Origin of the sequence: Novosphingobium sp. ERN07 (assembly GCF_012641335.1) — a bacterium.
GTDB lineage: Bacteria > Pseudomonadota > Alphaproteobacteria > Sphingomonadales > Sphingomonadaceae > Novosphingobium.
This window is the reverse complement of record NZ_JABAID010000005.1, coordinates 166,101-181,277: the sequence shown is the minus strand read 5'-3', so window position 1 is coordinate 181,277 and position 15,177 is coordinate 166,101. Positions and strand designations below refer to the sequence as shown.

18 protein-coding genes are annotated in these 15,177 nt (G+C 62.0%); 13 read left to right on the top strand and 5 right to left on the bottom strand.

Going from position 1 to position 15,177, the window contains the following annotated elements:
• Positions 1 to 9 precede the first annotated feature (9 nt).
• From HGI47_RS09665 to pyrE, 5 genes are all read right to left on the bottom strand, one after another.
• Positions 10 to 1,089 carry an AI-2E family transporter gene (locus tag HGI47_RS09665; protein ID WP_168852529.1) on the bottom strand — a complete coding sequence of 360 codons (1,080 nt, stop codon included), beginning with the start codon at positions 1,087 to 1,089 and terminating at the stop codon, positions 10 to 12.
• 5 nt (positions 1,090 to 1,094) lie between these two features.
• Positions 1,095 to 1,985, bottom strand: a complete 891-nt coding sequence (lepB, locus tag HGI47_RS09660; protein WP_168852528.1) for a signal peptidase I — start codon at positions 1,983 to 1,985, stop codon at positions 1,095 to 1,097.
• A 32-nt stretch (positions 1,986 to 2,017) separates the two neighbouring features.
• Positions 2,018 to 2,437 carry a holo-ACP synthase gene (gene acpS, locus HGI47_RS09655; RefSeq protein WP_168852527.1) on the bottom strand — a complete coding sequence of 140 codons (420 nt, stop codon included), beginning with the start codon at positions 2,435 to 2,437 and terminating at the stop codon, positions 2,018 to 2,020.
• A gap of 70 nt (positions 2,438 to 2,507) precedes the next feature.
• A complete protein-coding gene (locus tag HGI47_RS09650; protein ID WP_168852526.1) occupies positions 2,508 to 3,251 on the bottom strand; it encodes a pyridoxine 5'-phosphate synthase in 744 nt (247 codons plus the stop codon).
• The gene (gene pyrE / locus HGI47_RS09645; RefSeq protein WP_168852525.1) at positions 3,248 to 3,832 is read right to left on the bottom strand and encodes an orotate phosphoribosyltransferase; all 585 of its coding nucleotides are present in this window, start codon (positions 3,830 to 3,832) and stop codon (positions 3,248 to 3,250) included. Before pyrE ends, HGI47_RS09650 begins: the two co-directional genes overlap by 4 nt.
• Before the next feature lie 321 nt (positions 3,833 to 4,153).
• Here pyrE and coxB point away from each other — a divergent pair, with 321 nt between their 5' ends.
• The 13 genes from coxB (at position 4,154) to moaA (ending at position 15,176) form a co-directional block, all read left to right on the top strand.
• A complete protein-coding gene (gene coxB, locus HGI47_RS09640; protein WP_206066098.1) occupies positions 4,154 to 5,182 on the top strand; it encodes a cytochrome c oxidase subunit II in 1,029 nt (342 codons plus the stop codon).
• 29 nt (positions 5,183 to 5,211) lie between these two features.
• Positions 5,212 to 6,903 (top strand): cytochrome c oxidase subunit I, encoded by a 1,692-nt coding sequence (gene ctaD, locus HGI47_RS09635; protein ID WP_168852523.1) that lies wholly within the window; start codon positions 5,212 to 5,214, stop codon positions 6,901 to 6,903.
• A gap of 130 nt (positions 6,904 to 7,033) precedes the next feature.
• On the top strand, positions 7,034 to 7,960 hold the full coding sequence (locus tag HGI47_RS09630; RefSeq protein ID WP_168852522.1) for a heme o synthase: 927 nt from the start codon (positions 7,034 to 7,036) through the stop codon (positions 7,958 to 7,960).
• Entirely contained in the window at positions 7,960 to 8,154 is a 195-nt protein-coding gene (locus tag HGI47_RS09625; protein WP_168852375.1) for a hypothetical protein, read from the top strand. The genes HGI47_RS09630 and HGI47_RS09625 overlap by 1 nt, the downstream gene beginning before the upstream one ends.
• Position 8,155: 1 nt before the next feature.
• Positions 8,156 to 8,785: a cytochrome c oxidase assembly protein gene (locus HGI47_RS09620; RefSeq protein WP_168852611.1), complete on the top strand. Its 630-nt coding sequence runs from the start codon at positions 8,156 to 8,158 to the stop codon at positions 8,783 to 8,785.
• 80 nt (positions 8,786 to 8,865) lie between these two features.
• Positions 8,866 to 9,687, top strand: a complete 822-nt coding sequence (locus HGI47_RS09615) for a cytochrome c oxidase subunit 3 (protein WP_168852610.1) — start codon at positions 8,866 to 8,868, stop codon at positions 9,685 to 9,687.
• A gap of 110 nt (positions 9,688 to 9,797) precedes the next feature.
• A complete protein-coding gene (locus HGI47_RS09610) occupies positions 9,798 to 10,058 on the top strand; it encodes a DUF983 domain-containing protein (RefSeq protein WP_168852521.1) in 261 nt (86 codons plus the stop codon).
• Positions 10,058 to 10,645, top strand: coding sequence for an SURF1 family protein (locus tag HGI47_RS09605; RefSeq protein WP_168852520.1), 588 nt, complete (start codon positions 10,058 to 10,060; stop codon positions 10,643 to 10,645). Before HGI47_RS09610 ends, HGI47_RS09605 begins: the two co-directional genes overlap by 1 nt.
• Positions 10,646 to 10,694: 49 nt before the next feature.
• Positions 10,695 to 12,101: a threonine synthase gene (gene thrC / locus HGI47_RS09600; protein ID WP_168852519.1), complete on the top strand. Its 1,407-nt coding sequence runs from the start codon at positions 10,695 to 10,697 to the stop codon at positions 12,099 to 12,101.
• The gene (locus tag HGI47_RS09595; protein WP_168852518.1) at positions 12,094 to 12,978 is read left to right on the top strand and encodes a class I SAM-dependent methyltransferase; all 885 of its coding nucleotides are present in this window, start codon (positions 12,094 to 12,096) and stop codon (positions 12,976 to 12,978) included. The genes thrC and HGI47_RS09595 overlap by 8 nt, the downstream gene beginning before the upstream one ends.
• Positions 12,979 to 13,030: 52 nt before the next feature.
• Entirely contained in the window at positions 13,031 to 13,417 is a 387-nt protein-coding gene (locus tag HGI47_RS09590; RefSeq protein ID WP_168852517.1) for a dihydroneopterin aldolase, read from the top strand.
• On the top strand, positions 13,417 to 14,175 hold the full coding sequence (locus tag HGI47_RS09585; RefSeq protein ID WP_168852516.1) for an SDR family oxidoreductase: 759 nt from the start codon (positions 13,417 to 13,419) through the stop codon (positions 14,173 to 14,175). The genes HGI47_RS09590 and HGI47_RS09585 overlap by 1 nt, the downstream gene beginning before the upstream one ends.
• The gene (gene moaA / locus HGI47_RS09580; protein WP_168852515.1) at positions 14,172 to 15,176 is read left to right on the top strand and encodes a GTP 3',8-cyclase MoaA; all 1,005 of its coding nucleotides are present in this window, start codon (positions 14,172 to 14,174) and stop codon (positions 15,174 to 15,176) included. Before HGI47_RS09585 ends, moaA begins: the two co-directional genes overlap by 4 nt.
• Position 15,177 lies beyond the last annotated feature (1 nt).

Sequence of the window (15,177 nt, the reverse complement as noted above, 5' to 3'; positions counted from 1 at the left end):
TCTCTGTGTTCAGGCGGGAGGCGGAACTGTCAGCCCATCACGCCCCACACTGTTGCGTTCGGCCTGACGTTCGAGCAAGATTTTCAGCATGACGACGATGGGATCGGCCAGCATCAGTCCGAGGATGCCGAACAGTAGGCCGAACATCAACTGTGCGCCAAGCACCAGCGCGGGGGCGAGGTCGGCTGTGCGTTTTGCCACCATCGGGATGATGATATTGCCGTCCACCGTCTGGACCACGAAATAGACTGCGATACAGAACAGCCCAGTTTCGTTGCTGACCGAAAAGCCGACGAGCGTCATCAGCAAGCCCGAAATCGGCGCGCCGATATTGGGCAGGAAGGCCAGAAGCCCGGTAAGCAGGCCGAGCAGTGCCGCCATCGGCACGCCCCACCACGCCAGCAGCGCCCACGTGGCAATGCCTTCGACGAACATGCCGACCATTCGCCCGAACAGTAGCATCCGCAGCGCCTTGCCCATGCGCAGGGCCGTGCCTTCCCAGTGATCGCGGCTGTCTTCGGGCAGCATCCATGCAAATCCGCGCCGGTAGAGGTGCGGTTCCAGCACGAAATAGATCGACAGGATGAAGATCAGGAAGGCGGTGGTGAAGCCGCCGAAAATCCCGCCCAGTGCGCGGGTAACCTGTCCGACGCTGCCCAGAACCTGACTGACAATCTGCTGCAGGTTGAAATCGCGCACGGTGATGCCGTGGTTTTGCGCCCACAGGGCAAGACGGCCAAGCTGGGTCTGGATTACGGCGGGCAGGGCGGCTGCCTGCGCGGCGATCTGCCCGCCAGCAAAGATTACCAGCCAGATCAGAAACGCGAATGCACCCAGCACCACGATCATGATGCGTATGCCACGCGGCAGCCAAGGCGCGAGCCGGGATATCAGCCGCTGCCCGCCATCGATCAGAGCGGCAAAAACGATTCCCCCAAGGATCACCATGATCGGCTGTGCCAGCAGCACCACCAGTGCGAAAAGCGAAGTGACGCCGATCCAGACGAAAGCCTTCTTCGCCTCGCGGCGGATCAGGTCGTCCTTGATGTCGGTCGGCCCTGCACTCCATTCCGCGCTGGCTTCGTCCATAGGGTTCAGCGCTCCGTTGGTGCCGTATGGCGGATTTCAGGCCGCAGTCTGGTCCACGCGCGGCCATCGCGCAAGGCGGGCCACCACGTGAGCGGGTTGAGCGCTTCGCTGCCATCGAGAGAGAAGGTAACGAATTCAGCTCGCCCGCCGACGTTTGCCAGCGGCACAGGGCCGCCAAGGCCGCGTTCCTCTACCGGTGCGCGGCTGTCTGCCGAATGATCGCGGTTGTCGCCCATCAGGAAAACGTGACCCGGCGGGATCACGGTTTCGGGATAGTTGTCGAGCATCTGGTCGAGGTGATCGATCACCAGATAGCTGGCGCCGTTGGGCAGAGTTTCGCGGAAGGCGGGCAGTTCATAGACCTCCCGCCCATCGGTAAGGCGCGTGCGGTAGCGTTCGAACATGTCGTAGCAGGGCGTGCCATCGCAGGAGAGCTGCGGATCGGCCGGAATCAGCACCGGAGGCTCCGCCTGCTGCGGCACCAGCTTGCCGTTGAGGATGATCTGGCCGTGAATTACCGCGATTCGATCACCGGGAAGTGCAACCACGCGCTTGATATAGTCCTCGTCCCGATCCGGTGGGACGGCGATCACGATATCGCCATATTCCGGTGTCTTGGGCAGGATGCGCTCCTGCTCGCGCGGCAGAACGTGGAACGAGGCCGAAACCCACGACCAGCCATAGGGGTATTTCGAAACGATCAGTCGGTCACCCACCAGCAGGTTGGGCATCATCGAGATCGAAGGAATATAGAATGGCTTGGCGACCATGCTGTGGAATACCACTACCGTCAGCAGCATGAGCGCGAGGCCGCGAATCTCGGCCCACCAATCGACACCGCTTTCGGGCGGCGGTGCGGCAGGGCTGAGCGGTTCGGCGGTTTGTGGCTCGGCCATGAGGTCTTCAGGCTTTGGGGCAGGCTGGTCGGTCAAGCGGGGGGCATTCCGGCAAGGGGGCGGGCTTCGATCACCACAAAGGCCTGTGCCCAGGGGTGATCGTCGGTCAGGGTAAGGTGGATGACGGATTCGTAACCGGCAGGGGTGATCGCGGCAAGCCGTGCCGCAGCGCCGCCGGTCAGCGCCAGCGTGGGGGCACCGGAAGGCGCGTTGACCACGCCAATGTCCTTCATGAAGACGCCCGCCTTGAACCCCGTGCCGACCGCCTTGGAAAAGGCTTCCTTCGCGGCGAAGCGCTTCGCCAGTGTGCCTGCAATTGTATAGGGGCGGCGCGCGGCCTTGGCTTTTTCCACATCGGTGAAAACGCGGTTGATGAAGCGATCACCGAACCGGTCGAGCGAGTTTTGGATGCGGTCAATGTTGCAGAGGTCCGAGCCGATGGCGAGGATCATGGTGTTGTCCGTGGAGTGCGCCCATCGCATCCGCGATGGGCCTGTGCCGCTTCTGCCATGAAGCGGACCGTCAACGCGCTTCGTCCATCAAATCGCGCATCCGGCGCACCGCGGCATCAAGGCCCGTGAAGATCGCCTCGCCAATCAGGTAGTGGCCGATGTTGAGTTCGGCCAGTTGCGGAATGGCGGCGATGGGCTGGACGTTTTCATAGGTCAGACCGTGACCAGCGTGGGGTTCTATGCCGTTGCGTGCGGCGAGCGCTGCCATATCGGCAATGCGGCGCAGTTCGATGGCGCGTTGTTCGCCTTCTGCGTGGGCGTATTCGCCGGTGTGCAGTTCGACCACCGGGGCGCCGAGACGCATGGCGGCTTCGATCTGGCGCGCTTCGGGGGCGATGAACAGGCTGACGCGAATGCCGGCGTCAGACAGGCGCGCGACGATGGGGGCGAGCCGGTTGTGCTGGCCGGCGGCGTCAAGGCCGCCTTCGGTCGTGCGCTCTTCCCGCCGTTCAGGCACGATGCAGGCGGCGTGCGGTTTGTGGCGCAGCGCAATTTCCAGCATCTCGTCGGTCGCCGCCATCTCAAGGTTCAATGGCAGATTGGTTGCGGCCTGAATGCGGGCGAGATCCTCGTCGCGAATGTGGCGACGATCCTCGCGCAAGTGTGCGGTGATGCCATCGCCGCCGACGCTGGCGACGATTTCCGCCGCGCGCACCGGATCGGGATGATCGCCACCGCGCGCGTTGCGAATGGTGGCGACGTGATCGATGTTGACGCCGAGCCTGAGGCGTTTCGGAGTCAGCACGCTGTTCACAGCTTGGCCCGGCTGCCCGGCTTCACCGCCTGCGTGGCGGCGAGTTCGGGCGGAAGCTCATCGGGCGCATACGTCGGGAAGTTCAGCGCGACGAGCGGGAAGAACGGCACGCCGAGATCGACGCTGCCAGCGGACCGATCGACCAGCGCGGCGGCAGCGATGACCTGACCGCCTGCTTCTTCGATGGCCTTGATCGCCTCGCGGCTGGATAGGCCGGTGGTGACGACATCTTCAACCATCAGCACCTTTTCGCCGGGGGTGAGCGCGAAGCCACGGCGCAGTTCAAACGTGCCGGTGGGGCGTTCGACGAACATCGCTTCTACGCCCAGCGCACGGCCCATTTCATGACCGATGATTACGCCGCCCATCGCGGGCGAGACGACCTTTTGAATCTGCTGGCGCAGATCGCGCGGGATTTTCTGGGCTGTGGCGGCAGCAAGGCGCGAGGCGCGCATCGGGTCCATCAATACGCGCGCGCATTGCAGATAATACGCACTGTGGCGGCCTGATGAGAGCAGGAAGTGTCCTTCGAGCAAGGCTTGGCTGGCGCGGAATTCGGAAAGGATATCGTCTTCTTGCATGGGTCTGCCTGCAAATGCCGTTCTGATGTGGCGATCTATATGGCCCGCAAATGGCCCTTGCCCGCGCGGGGGGCAACCCTTTTCCGCATGATCTGCAAGGGGGCCGGTAAAGCGTCCTGAAACAGCACCCTGTAACACTGCATTGCCGCATTGCCCGAATGGCCATGAGCGGGTCATGAAAAATATGCGTTGTGCGGCTTGAGGCTTGAGACTGCTGCGCGTATAGGCCGGGACGATCGAGGGACTTAGAGGGGGCGCGCAAGCGCTTCCTTGATGCAGCGCAACAAGCGCGCAAACAGGGAAAAAGCGGAAACTTTGACGATGAGTCTAGCCGATACCGCCCGCGCTGCGGGTAAAGCTTTCCGAACCTTTGGCGTCGCTTTCGCGCTGACTTTCGGAGCCAACGCCTTTGCGGCTGCGCCTGCTGCGCCGGTCGCTGCCGCACCTGTGGCGGTCGAGTCGCAAGCTGCTGCTGCGGCACCTGCGGCCGATGCCGGTTCCTACACGCCAATGGCGCCGACGCCCGGCAAGGGTATGCCGGTGGACAAGGGTTGGACCTTTCAGGATCAGTATTCGCCCATCGGTGAAGAAGGTCTGTGGATGCACGACGCGATCCTGATGCCCGTCATCGTCGCGATCTCGATCCTCGTCCTCATCCTGCTTGTCGTGGTTGCGGTGAAGTTCAACAAGCGCGCCAACCCGGTCGCTTCGAAGACCAGCCACAACACGCTGATCGAAGTGGTGTGGACGCTGGTGCCGGTGCTGATCCTCGTGGTGATCGCGGTACCTTCGATCCGCCTGCTGGCCCACCAGTATGACCCGGCGCCCAAGGGCGCGGTGACCGTGAAGGTGACCGGATACCAGTGGTACTGGGGCTATACCTATCCCGACAACGGCGGGTTTGAGGTCATCTCGAACATGCTGCCGGAAGAAGAAGCGCACAAGCGCGGTGAGCCGGGCCATCTCGCGGTCGACAATCGCATGGTCGTTCCTGCAGGCGAACCGATCCGCATCCAGACCATCGGTTCGGACGTGATCCACGCCTTCGCCGTGCCTTCGCTGTGGTTCAAGCTCGACGCTGTGCCAGGCCGCATCAACGAGAAGGTTCTCTTCATCAAGGAGCCGGGCGTTTATTACGGCCAGTGCTCCGAACTGTGCGGCGCGCGCCACGGCTACATGCCGATCGCGGTTGAAGCCCTGCCGCGTGCCAAGTTCGAAGCTTGGGTGAAGACCCAGCCCGGCGGCACTGTCGGTCCGGTTGCGGAAGCTGCTCCGGCTGCCGCACCTGCCGCCGCTGCGGCTCCCGCCGAAGCCCCGGCTGCTGACGCTTCCGCAGCGCCTGCCGCCTGACGCGAATTTATCGACAAGGTTTGACCGAGATGGCCACCATTCCAGCAAACGAAGGTTTCGATGCGCATGATCATGCGCACGACCACGATCATGACCACAAGCCGGGCTTTTTCGCCCGGTGGTTCATGTCCACCAACCACAAGGACATCGGTACGCTGTATCTGATCTTCGCGATTTTCGCGGGGGTCGTTGGCGGTGCCGTTTCCGGCATGATGCGCTGGGAATTGGCGCAGCCTGGCATTCAGGTTCTCGGCTACTTTGCCGAACTGCTGGGCACGCAGAATCCGACGTTCGATCAGCAGCTCCACCTGTGGAACGTGCTGATCACCGCGCACGGCCTGATCATGGTGTTCTTCATGGTCATGCCCGCCATCATCGGTGGCTTCGGCAACTGGTTCGTTCCGATCATGATCGGCGCGCCGGATATGGCCTTCCCGCGCATGAACAACGTCTCGTTCTGGCTGACGTTCGTGGGCTTCTGCTCGCTGATGTTCTCGGCCTTCATGCCGGGTGGCACAGGGCAGGGCGCAGGCACGGGTTGGACGGTCTATGCACCGCTTTCCACTTCGGGTTCGGTTGGCCCCGCTGTCGACTTCGCGATCTTCTCGCTGCACCTTTCGGGCGCGGGTTCGATCCTCGGTGCGATCAACTTCATCACGACCATCCTCAACATGCGCGCACCGGGTATGACCCTGCACAAGATGCCGTTGTTCGTGTGGTCGGTGCTGGTTACCGCGTTCCTTCTGCTGCTGGCGCTGCCGGTTCTGGCTGCTGCCATCACCATGCTGCTGACTGACCGCAACTTCGGCACGACCTTCTTCGATCCTGCTGGCGGCGGTGACCCGGTTCTGTACCAGCACCTGTTCTGGTTCTTCGGCCACCCCGAAGTGTACATCATGATTCTGCCGGGCTTCGGCATCATCAGCCAGATCATCTCGACCTTCTCGAAGAAGCCGGTGTTCGGTTACCTCGGCATGGCTTACGCGATGGTCGCCATCGGCGTGGTCGGGTTCATCGTGTGGGCGCACCACATGTACACCACCGGTCTCGACGTAAACACCAAGATGTACTTCACCGCCGCAACGATGGTGATCGCGGTGCCCACCGGCATCAAGATCTTCTCTTGGATCGCGACGATGTGGGGCGGCAGCCTTGAGTTCAAGTCTCCGATGGTCTGGGCAATCGGCTTCATCTTCCTGTTCACCGTGGGCGGCGTTACCGGCGTCGTGCTGGCGAACGGCGGCGTGGACGACAACCTGCACGACACCTACTACGTGGTCGCGCACTTCCACTACGTGCTGTCGCTGGGCGCAGTGACTTCGCTCTTCGCCGGGTTCTACTACTGGTTCCCGAAGATGAGCGGCCGGATGCACTCCGAGTTCCTCAGCCACCTACAGTTCTGGGTCTTCTTCGTCGGCGTGAACCTGATCTTCTTCCCGATGCACTTCCTGGGCGTTCAGGGTATGCCGCGCCGTTATCCTGACTATGCGCTGGCCTATTCCTACTGGAACGAAGTCGCTTCGAACGGCTACCTCATTATGGCTGCATCGATCGTGATCTTCTTCATCAACATCGCCTATGCATTCCTTGCTGGTAAGAAGGCGGAAGCCAACTACTGGGGCGAAGGTGCAACGACGCTGGAGTGGACCTTGTCCTCGCCGCCGCCGTTCCACCAGTTCGAAACGCTGCCGGTGATCGACGACGCCGCTCACGCACACTGAGCAAGTCATCGGCCAACGCGCTGAAACAAGAGGGCCTCCGGGGAAATCCGGGGGCCTTTTTGCTGCGTGTAACGGCCTGTCCCGTTTTGCTTCCCATGAGCGTCGCCTGCGCGTATAGGCCCGGCCAATCATGGATTCAGCAAAGCCTCTCGGATCAGATGTAGCCCTGCCTGCGGAGTGGCGCGATTTCTTCGCGCTGACCAAGCCGCGCGTGATGACGCTGGTTATCTTCAGCGGATTGTGCGGTTTGCTGGCTGCGCCGGGCACAATTCATCCGGTGATCGCATTTACCGCAATTCTGTGCATTGCGGTTGGAGCGGGCGGTGCCGCTGCGCTGAACCAGTGGTGGGAAGCTGACATTGATGGCGGGATGAAGCGCACCGCAGCGCGTCCGCTGCCCGCCGGTCGTATGGATCGCACATCGGCGCGCGATTTTGGCGTGGCGCTATCGGCGGCGTCCGTGATGATCATGGGGCTTGGGGTGAACTGGCTGGCGGCTGGAATCCTTGCCTTCTCGATCTTCTACTATGCCTGGATCTACACGGTCTGGCTGAAGCCGCGCACACCGCAGAACATCGTCATCGGCGGTGGGGCTGGTGCATTCCCACCGATGATCGGATGGGTTGCTGTAACGGGCGACATCACCCTGATGCCGGTGTTGCTGTTTGCGATCATCTTCATGTGGACGCCGCCGCACTTCTGGGCACTCGCCCTTTTCGTGCAAACTGATTACGCGAAAGTCGGCATTCCGATGATGCCGGTGGTGGCTGGCGAGAAATCGACGCGCCGGCAAATCCTGATCTATGCGATCCTGCTGCTGCCGGTGACGCTGGCACCTTGGTGGATTGGCGGAACGGGTGCGATCTATGGCTGGTCGGCGCTGGTTCTGGGACTGATATTTGTGGCGTTCTCAGCCAAGGTTGGTCTGCGCGATGCCGCACCGGATGATACGATGCGGCCGGAAAAGCGCCTGTTTGCTTATTCAATCCTCTACCTCTTCGTGCTTTTCGGCGTGTTGGCAGGGGACCGCATCGCTACTGTGCAAGGCTGGCAATGATGAACAACGTCCAAGACAATGCCGCGAACGGCGCTGGTGCCCCCGATCGTTTGTCTAAGGCGCAGACCGATCTATATCGCACGCGCCAGCGTGGGCGGAACAAGGTTCTGGGAATCGTGCTGGGATCGCTGGCAATCCTGTTCTTTGCAATTTCGATCGTGAAAATTGCGGCACAAACTGGTGGAGCGCACTGAAATGGCCGCTAGCGTCGTCCCGAATAGCGCCAAGAACCGCAAGGTCGGCATTCTCGCCGCAGGCGGTGCACTTGCCATGCTGGGCCTGGGGTATGCTTCGGTCCCGCTTTATCGCCTGTTCTGTCAGGTTACCGGATACGGCGGCACTACACAGCGGGCCGATGCAGTGACGGCAGCGGGTGTGAAGGTGGCCGGCAAGGTCGTGACGATCCGTTTCGATGCGAATGTCGCGCGGGACATGCCGTGGGAGTTCAAGCCCATGCAGGTGAAGCAGGAAGTGCGCATCGGTGAGCGCCAGATCGCCCGTTATCATGCGCGCAATCTGGCTAACCGCACGGTGACCGGCACCGCGATCTTCAATGTTTCGCCCGAGCAGGCAGGAAAATATTTCAACAAGATCCAGTGCTTCTGCTTTACTGAGCAGACTTTGAAGGCCGGGCAGGACGTGCCGATGCCGGTGATCTATTATGTGGATCCGGCGATTCTCGATGACCCCGCAGCGAAGGACATCGAAGAGATCACGTTGAGCTATACATTTAACGAAACGCACGAAAGCCTTGCTGCAGCAACGCAAAAGCCTGTTTCGCAACCGATGGAAAAGCCTCTGGACCCGGCGCGAGCGCGGCGATAAAGGCCAAGATGAACTGCGCGCCGGGCCTTATGCCGGGCGATGCACAGATGACCAGACCTGACTGGGGGATTTCGACGATCATGGCCGGCGCTAAGAACCACGATTATCACATTCTGCCGCCCGATATCTGGCCGTTCGTCGGCGCGATGTCGGCACTGACGATGGCTGTTGGCGGCGTCTTCTGGATGCACAAAATGGCCGGTGGCACTGCTGTGTTTCTGCTCGGCCTGCTGGGCGTGATCATCACGTTCTTTTCTTGGTTCGGCAAGATCATCAAAGAAGCCCACGCGGGCGACCACACCCCGGTGGTGCAGCTGCATCAGCGCTATGGCATGATCCTGTTCATCGCTTCGGAAGTGATGTTCTTCGTCGGCTGGTTCTGGGCTTTCTTCGACTTTTCGCTGTTCCCTTCGCAATTGGCCGAAGTGGTTGGTGGTCAGTGGCCGCCCAAGGCAATCGAAGCGGTCATGGACCCGTTCGATCTGCCGTTGCTCAACACGCTGATCCTGTTGTGCTCTGGCACAACGCTCACCTGGGCACACCACGCGCTGATCCACGGTGACCGCGACGGCCTGAAGAAGGGCCTCTGGGCCACGATCCTGCTCGGTGCAGTGTTCTCGGCCATCCAGGCTTACGAATACGGCGCAGCGCCGTTCGCGTTCGGCACCAACACGTTCGGTTCGTCGTTCTACATGGCGACCGGCTTCCACGGCTTCCACGTGATCGTGGGCACGATCTTCCTGATCGTTTGCCTGATCCGCGCCTACAAGGGTCACTTCACCCCGCGTCAGCACTTCGGCTTCGAAGCTGCGGCATGGTACTGGCACTTCGTTGACGTGGTGTGGCTGTTCCTGTTCGTTGCCATCTATGTGTGGGGTAGCTGGGGCTATCCAACTCACTGATGTCGCACGGCGATAGCCAAGATAAGAAGGGGCAGTCCGGGCTAACCGCGACTGCCCTTTTCGGTTTGTGCCCGCGTTGCAGGGCAAGGGGCGCATGGGCCGGGCTGGGCGTGCTTGCGGAGCGGTGCGGAGCTTGCGGGCTTGAGCTTGAACGGTACGAGCCGCGTGGACGGGCGATGTATCTGGTGATCCTGCCGGTGACGGTGCTGCTGGTGCTGGCGGCGTTGAAACTGGATGATCTGGTGCAACTGCCGATCTGGGTGCTGATCGCGCTATGGGGCGTGGTCGTACCGCTGGTGGTGACCGTGGCGCTGCGCTTTGCCAAAGCGGCAGCGCTAATGGCGCGACTCGAAAAGGAAGGCCTGATCTGATGCGGCGCGTGCCGATTGTTTCGACGGTGATTGTGGTGGCCGCGGTACTGACCATGATCGGGCTCGGCGTATGGCAATTGCGACGACTGGATGAAAAACAGGCGATGCTGGCCCGCTATGCTGCAGCAGTGGCCGATGGGACGGTGGTGACGTATCCTGTTGCCGAGAAGGCGGCGGTCGATCTGGCGCTGTTTCATCGGTCCGAGGTTGCATGCCAATCGATCTCCGGCCCTTGGAATTCGATTGCCGGGCGCAACGCTGCGGGCGAGACGGGGTATGTTCACCTTGCCAATTGCGCGATTGGTGGCGGACGCACGGCTTGGGTGCAGGCGGGCTGGACCAAAGGGCCGCAGCACCCCGATTGGGTTGGCGGCAAGGTGACGGGCCTGATCGCGCCCTATACCGATGGCGCGGCGCGGTTGATTGCTGATCCACCAGTTGCAGGTTTTGCGGCGAGCGCGCGGCCCGATCCCGCTGACGTTCCGAACAATCATCTGGCTTACGCGGTCCAGTGGTTCTTTTTCGCGGGCGTGGCCTTGGTGATCTTTGGTCTGGCCTTGCGGAAACGGTGGCAGGACAAAGGCTGAGGCCAGAATCCTTGCCCTTTCGCCCCATCGCCGCTAACCGCGCAAACCCATGAAGTATGTCAGCACACGGGGGCAGGCACCCTCGCTCGATTTCCAGGGCGTCACGCTCGCAGGCCTTGCCTCGGACGGGGGCCTTTATGTGCCCGAGAGCTGGCCGCAGTTCAGCGCGGACGAGATCGCGGCGATGGCTGGGCTGCCCTATGCCAAGCTGGCGCAGACGATTATGCAGCCTTTCGTGGGCACCTGCCTGACGCCCGAACGCCTGCTGGAACTGTGCGAACAGGCCTATGGCCGCTTTGCCCATGCGGGGGTTACCCCGCTCAAGCAACTGGACGAGACGCAGTGGGTGCTGGAACTGTTCCACGGCCCGACGCTGGCGTTCAAGGACGTGGCGCTGCAATTGCTCGGCCTGCTGTTCGAAGAGTTTCTGGCGAAAGGTGATGATCACCTGACCATCGTTGGCGCGACATCGGGCGACACCGGATCTGCGGCTATCGATGCCGTGGCGGGCCGCGCCAAGGTGGATATTTTCATGCTCCACCCGCATGGACGCGTGTCGGACGTGCAGCGCCGCCAGATGACCACGGTCATTGCTCCCAACGTTCACAACATCGCCATCGACGGCAGCTTTGACGATGCGCAGGCGATGGTGAAGCGCATGTTCAATGATGCGGCGATGACCGGGCGTTTCGGGATCGCAGCGGTCAATTCGATCAACTGGGCGCGGCTGATGGCGCAGGTAGTCTATTACTTCTACGCCGCGCTGCAATTGGGCGCGCCGCAGCGCAAGGTGGCGTTCTCGGTGCCGACCGGGAACTTTGGCGATGTGTTCGCAGGCTATGTTGCGGCAAAGATGGGCCTTCCCATCGAACGCCTGATCGTGGCGACCAACGTCAACGACATTCTGCACCGCGCGCTTTCGAACGGCGATTACTCGGCCAGTACGGTGACTCCAACGGCAGCGCCTTCGATGGACATCCAGGTTTCGTCGAACTTCGAGCGCCTGTTGTTCGATGGTTGTGGCCGTGATGGGGCTGCGCTTGCTGCGCAGATGAAAGGTTTTGAAGCGAGCAAGGCCATGCAACTGACCAATGCGCAGCGCGAATTGGCGGCGGCGCTGTTCACCTCGGCCCGTGCTGATGCGGGCGATATGGCCAATGCGATGCGCTGGGCGTTCGAGGAATGCGGCGAAGTGCTTGATCCGCACACGGCCATCGGTCTTCACGCTGCACGTGCGGCGGAAGGCATTCCGGCGGGCGTACCCATCGTGACGCTGGCGACGGCGCATCCGGCCAAGTTCGTCGATGCGGTGGAGCGGGCCACGGGCGTGCGTCCTGGCCTGCCTGCGCGTGTCGGTGATCTGTTCGAGCGTGAGGAGCGCTGCGACCGCTTGCCGGGCGAATATGACGCTGTGGCCACCTATGTGGCCGAACGCGCGACTCCGAAACATGGCTGAATTCGATCTCCAGCCGAAGCTGATGGTCGGTGAGGGCTGGGCGGACTTTGCCCTGCTCGATTCCGGGCAGGGACGAAAGCTGGAGCAATATGGGCGGCATCGCTTCATCCGGCCAGAACCGCAAGCGATGTGGGCACCGCGGCTTGCCGATTGGCGGGCGGATGGCGAGTTTGTGCCAGGCTCTGATGAAGACGGCGGCGGGCGCTGGGTGTTTGATCGCCCGGTGCCGCGTGAGGGCTGGGACTTGGGCTGGAACGATGTGCGGTTTACCGCATCGTGCACGCCGTTTCGGCATCTCGGCTTCTTCCCGGACATGGCCCCGGTGTGGGACTGGATGGGCGAGCAGGTTGCCGGAAAAGCGGAAGCGCAGACGCTGAACCTGTTCGGCTACACTGGCGTCGGCACGCTGGCTTTGTCGGAATACGGGCCGGTCACGCACGTCGATGCGTCGAAGAAGTCGGTGGCGCAGGCGCGCAGCAATGCCGCGCTTTCGGGCATGGAAGGTCGCCCGGTGCGCTGGATCGTTGATGATGCAGCCAAGTTCACTGCGCGCGAAGTGCGACGCGGGCGACGCTATGACGGGATCATCCTTGATCCGCCCAAGTTCGGGCGTGGGCCGGATGGTGAGGTCTGGCGGCTTGAGGAAAGCTTGCCGGGGCTGGTAGCTGACTGCGCAAAGCTGCTCGACGCCGACAGCCGCTTCCTGTTTCTGACGGTTTATGCCGTGCGCATGTCCTCGCTCGCCATTGCCGGGCTTTTGGCCGAGGCGTTGAAGGATTTGGGCGGGACGATCGAACACGGCGATCTGGCCATCCACGAAAAGGGCGAAGGCGGGCGACACCTGCCGACCGCGATCTTCGCGCGGTGGAAAAACTGAAACCCTGCAGCGGCGGTGGACTCGTCCGCCCGCCAGTGCCAAAGGCCGGACCATGACCGACAGCCTGATCCTTGAAGTCGCAAATCTCGAATCCGATGTGCTCACCGGGATTTACTCGGAAGAGACGGGGCGGCCGCAGCCGCTGCGCATCACCATGCGTGTCGGGCTGAAGCATCAGGATCGCTACACGCCGGATTGCCCGCTGGCGGCCAGCAAGAATTACATGGACCTCAAGTTCGCGGCGACCGAAGGCCTGCCCAAGGGTGTGCATTTCAAGCTGATCGAAGCCGTGGCAGACCACATCATCGAAACGCTGCTGTTGCAGGATGAGCGGGTGATGTGGGTGGAAGTGAAGATCGTGAAGCTGGCGATCAGCGAGAACGGTGAAGAGATTGGCATTACCTTGAAGCGCGAACGACGCGGCGTGGCTTTCGCCTGATGGCCCGCCCGCTGGCGCTGATTACCGGAGGGTGGCGGCGGATCGGCGGTGCGATTGCGCGCAAGCTGGCGACCGAGGGCTGGGATCTGGCGCTGCACGCCCACCGGGCTGACACATTCGATGCAGAGTTCAAGGCACAACTGGAATGGCTGGGGGCAGCGGTGCATCCGGTTGCCGGTGATCTGGAAGATCCCGCATTTCCGCCCACGCTGCTGGCGCAAGTGGGCGCCACCGCAGGCCATTCACCCGATCTTCTGGTCAACTGCGCCTCGCTGTTTCACGACGATACGGTCCAGACCATCACGCCGGACGCGTTGGAGCAGCATTTCAGAGTGAACCTCTTCGCACCGCTCTTGCTGACGCGCGCTTTTGCTGAAGCGTTGGGCGAAAGGACGGGGTCTGTGGTCAACATCCTGGATCAGCGCGTGATCAATCCCGTGCCCGATCAGATCAGCTATACGATCTCCAAACAGGCGCTCCACGCAGCTGTGCGGACTCTGTCACGGGCGATGGCTCCCAAGGTGAGGGTCAATGGCGTGGCACCGGGTCTGATACTGCCGACGGCTGATTACGATGCCGAGCAATGGCGGCGGCTGGAAGAGGTGATGCCGCTGCGGCGGCTACCGGGGGCGGATGAAATTGCCGATGCGGTGCACTATCTGGCCAGCGCCCTGTCGGTGACGGGACAGACTTTGTTTGTCGATGCGGGCGCAAGCCTTGAATCTTACCCCCGTGACTTCGTATACATGGGCAAGTGAGCAGCGCATCGCCCTTGATTGACAGGTTCGCACGGCGAATCACCTACCTCCGGCTTTCGGTGACCGACCGGTGCGATTTGCGTTGCGCCTATTGTATGCCCGAACGGATGGAGTTTCTCCCCAAGGCTGAAGTGCTGAGCCTTGAAGAACTGCACCGGCTGTCTTTGCACTTCATCGCGCGCGGCGTGCGCAAGCTTCGGCTGACCGGCGGCGAACCGCTGGTGCGGCGCGACATGATCGATCTCGTGCGCGCCTTGGGACGCAAGCTGGGCGATGGGCTGGACGAACTGACGCTCACCACGAATGGCACGCGGCTGGCCGAGTTTGCGGATGATCTGGCGGCTGCGGGGGTCAAGCGGATCAACGTATCGCTCGATACGCTGGACCGCGCCGCCTTTGCAAAACTTTCGCGTCGTGACATGCTTCCGCAAGTGCTGGAAGGCATCGCGGCTGCAAAAGAAGCGGGGCTGAAGGTCAAGATCAACGCCGTGGCGCTGAAAGAGATCAACGAGGCGGAATTGCCCTCGCTGATCGCGTGGGCGCATGGCGAAGGCCATGACATGACGCTGATCGAGGTCATGCCGCTAGGCGAGGTTGAGGGGGATCGCTTTGATCATTACCTGCCGCTCGATGCGGTGCGCGGCGATCTGGAACGGCGCTGGACGCTGACACCCAGCGATGCGCGTTCGGGTGGTCCTGCGCGCTATGTCGATATTGCTGAAACTGGTGGGCGGCTTGGCTTCATTACGCCGTTGACCGGCAACTTCTGCGATGGTTGCAACCGCGTGCGGGTGACCGCAACCGGCCAGCTTTACATGTGCCTTGGCGGCGAAGGGCGTGTAGATCTGCGCGCTGCGTTGCGGTCTGACGATCCCGATGGCAAGCTGGCCGAATGCTTCGCCCGCGCGATGGGTGAAAAGCAGCAGCGCCACAGCTTCGCGATCGACAAGCCCGGTGGAGCGCCTGCCGTTTCGCGTCATATGTCGACCACCGGAGGGTGAT

Coding starts and splice junctions, on each gene's coding strand:
- HGI47_RS09665 (WP_168852529.1), bottom strand. CDS start 1,089: ATGGACGAAGCCAGCGCGGAATGGAGTGCAGGGCCGACCGACATCAAG.
- lepB (WP_168852528.1), bottom strand. CDS start 1,985: ATGGCCGAGCCACAAACCGCCGAACCGCTCAGCCCTGCCGCACCGCCG.
- acpS (WP_168852527.1), bottom strand. CDS start 2,437: ATGATCCTCGCCATCGGCTCGGACCTCTGCAACATTGACCGCATCCAA.
- pyrE (WP_168852525.1), bottom strand. CDS start 3,832: ATGCAAGAAGACGATATCCTTTCCGAATTCCGCGCCAGCCAAGCCTTG.
- coxB (WP_206066098.1), top strand. CDS start 4,154: ATGAGTCTAGCCGATACCGCCCGCGCTGCGGGTAAAGCTTTCCGAACC.
- ctaD (WP_168852523.1), top strand. CDS start 5,212: ATGGCCACCATTCCAGCAAACGAAGGTTTCGATGCGCATGATCATGCG.
- HGI47_RS09630 (WP_168852522.1), top strand. CDS start 7,034: ATGGATTCAGCAAAGCCTCTCGGATCAGATGTAGCCCTGCCTGCGGAG.
- HGI47_RS09625 (WP_168852375.1), top strand. CDS start 7,960: ATGAACAACGTCCAAGACAATGCCGCGAACGGCGCTGGTGCCCCCGAT.
- HGI47_RS09620 (WP_168852611.1), top strand. CDS start 8,156: ATGGCCGCTAGCGTCGTCCCGAATAGCGCCAAGAACCGCAAGGTCGGC.
- HGI47_RS09615 (WP_168852610.1), top strand. CDS start 8,866: ATGGCCGGCGCTAAGAACCACGATTATCACATTCTGCCGCCCGATATC.
- HGI47_RS09605 (WP_168852520.1), top strand. CDS start 10,058: ATGCGGCGCGTGCCGATTGTTTCGACGGTGATTGTGGTGGCCGCGGTA.
- thrC (WP_168852519.1), top strand. CDS start 10,695: ATGAAGTATGTCAGCACACGGGGGCAGGCACCCTCGCTCGATTTCCAG.
- HGI47_RS09595 (WP_168852518.1), top strand. CDS start 12,094: ATGGCTGAATTCGATCTCCAGCCGAAGCTGATGGTCGGTGAGGGCTGG.
- HGI47_RS09590 (WP_168852517.1), top strand. CDS start 13,031: ATGACCGACAGCCTGATCCTTGAAGTCGCAAATCTCGAATCCGATGTG.
- HGI47_RS09585 (WP_168852516.1), top strand. CDS start 13,417: ATGGCCCGCCCGCTGGCGCTGATTACCGGAGGGTGGCGGCGGATCGGC.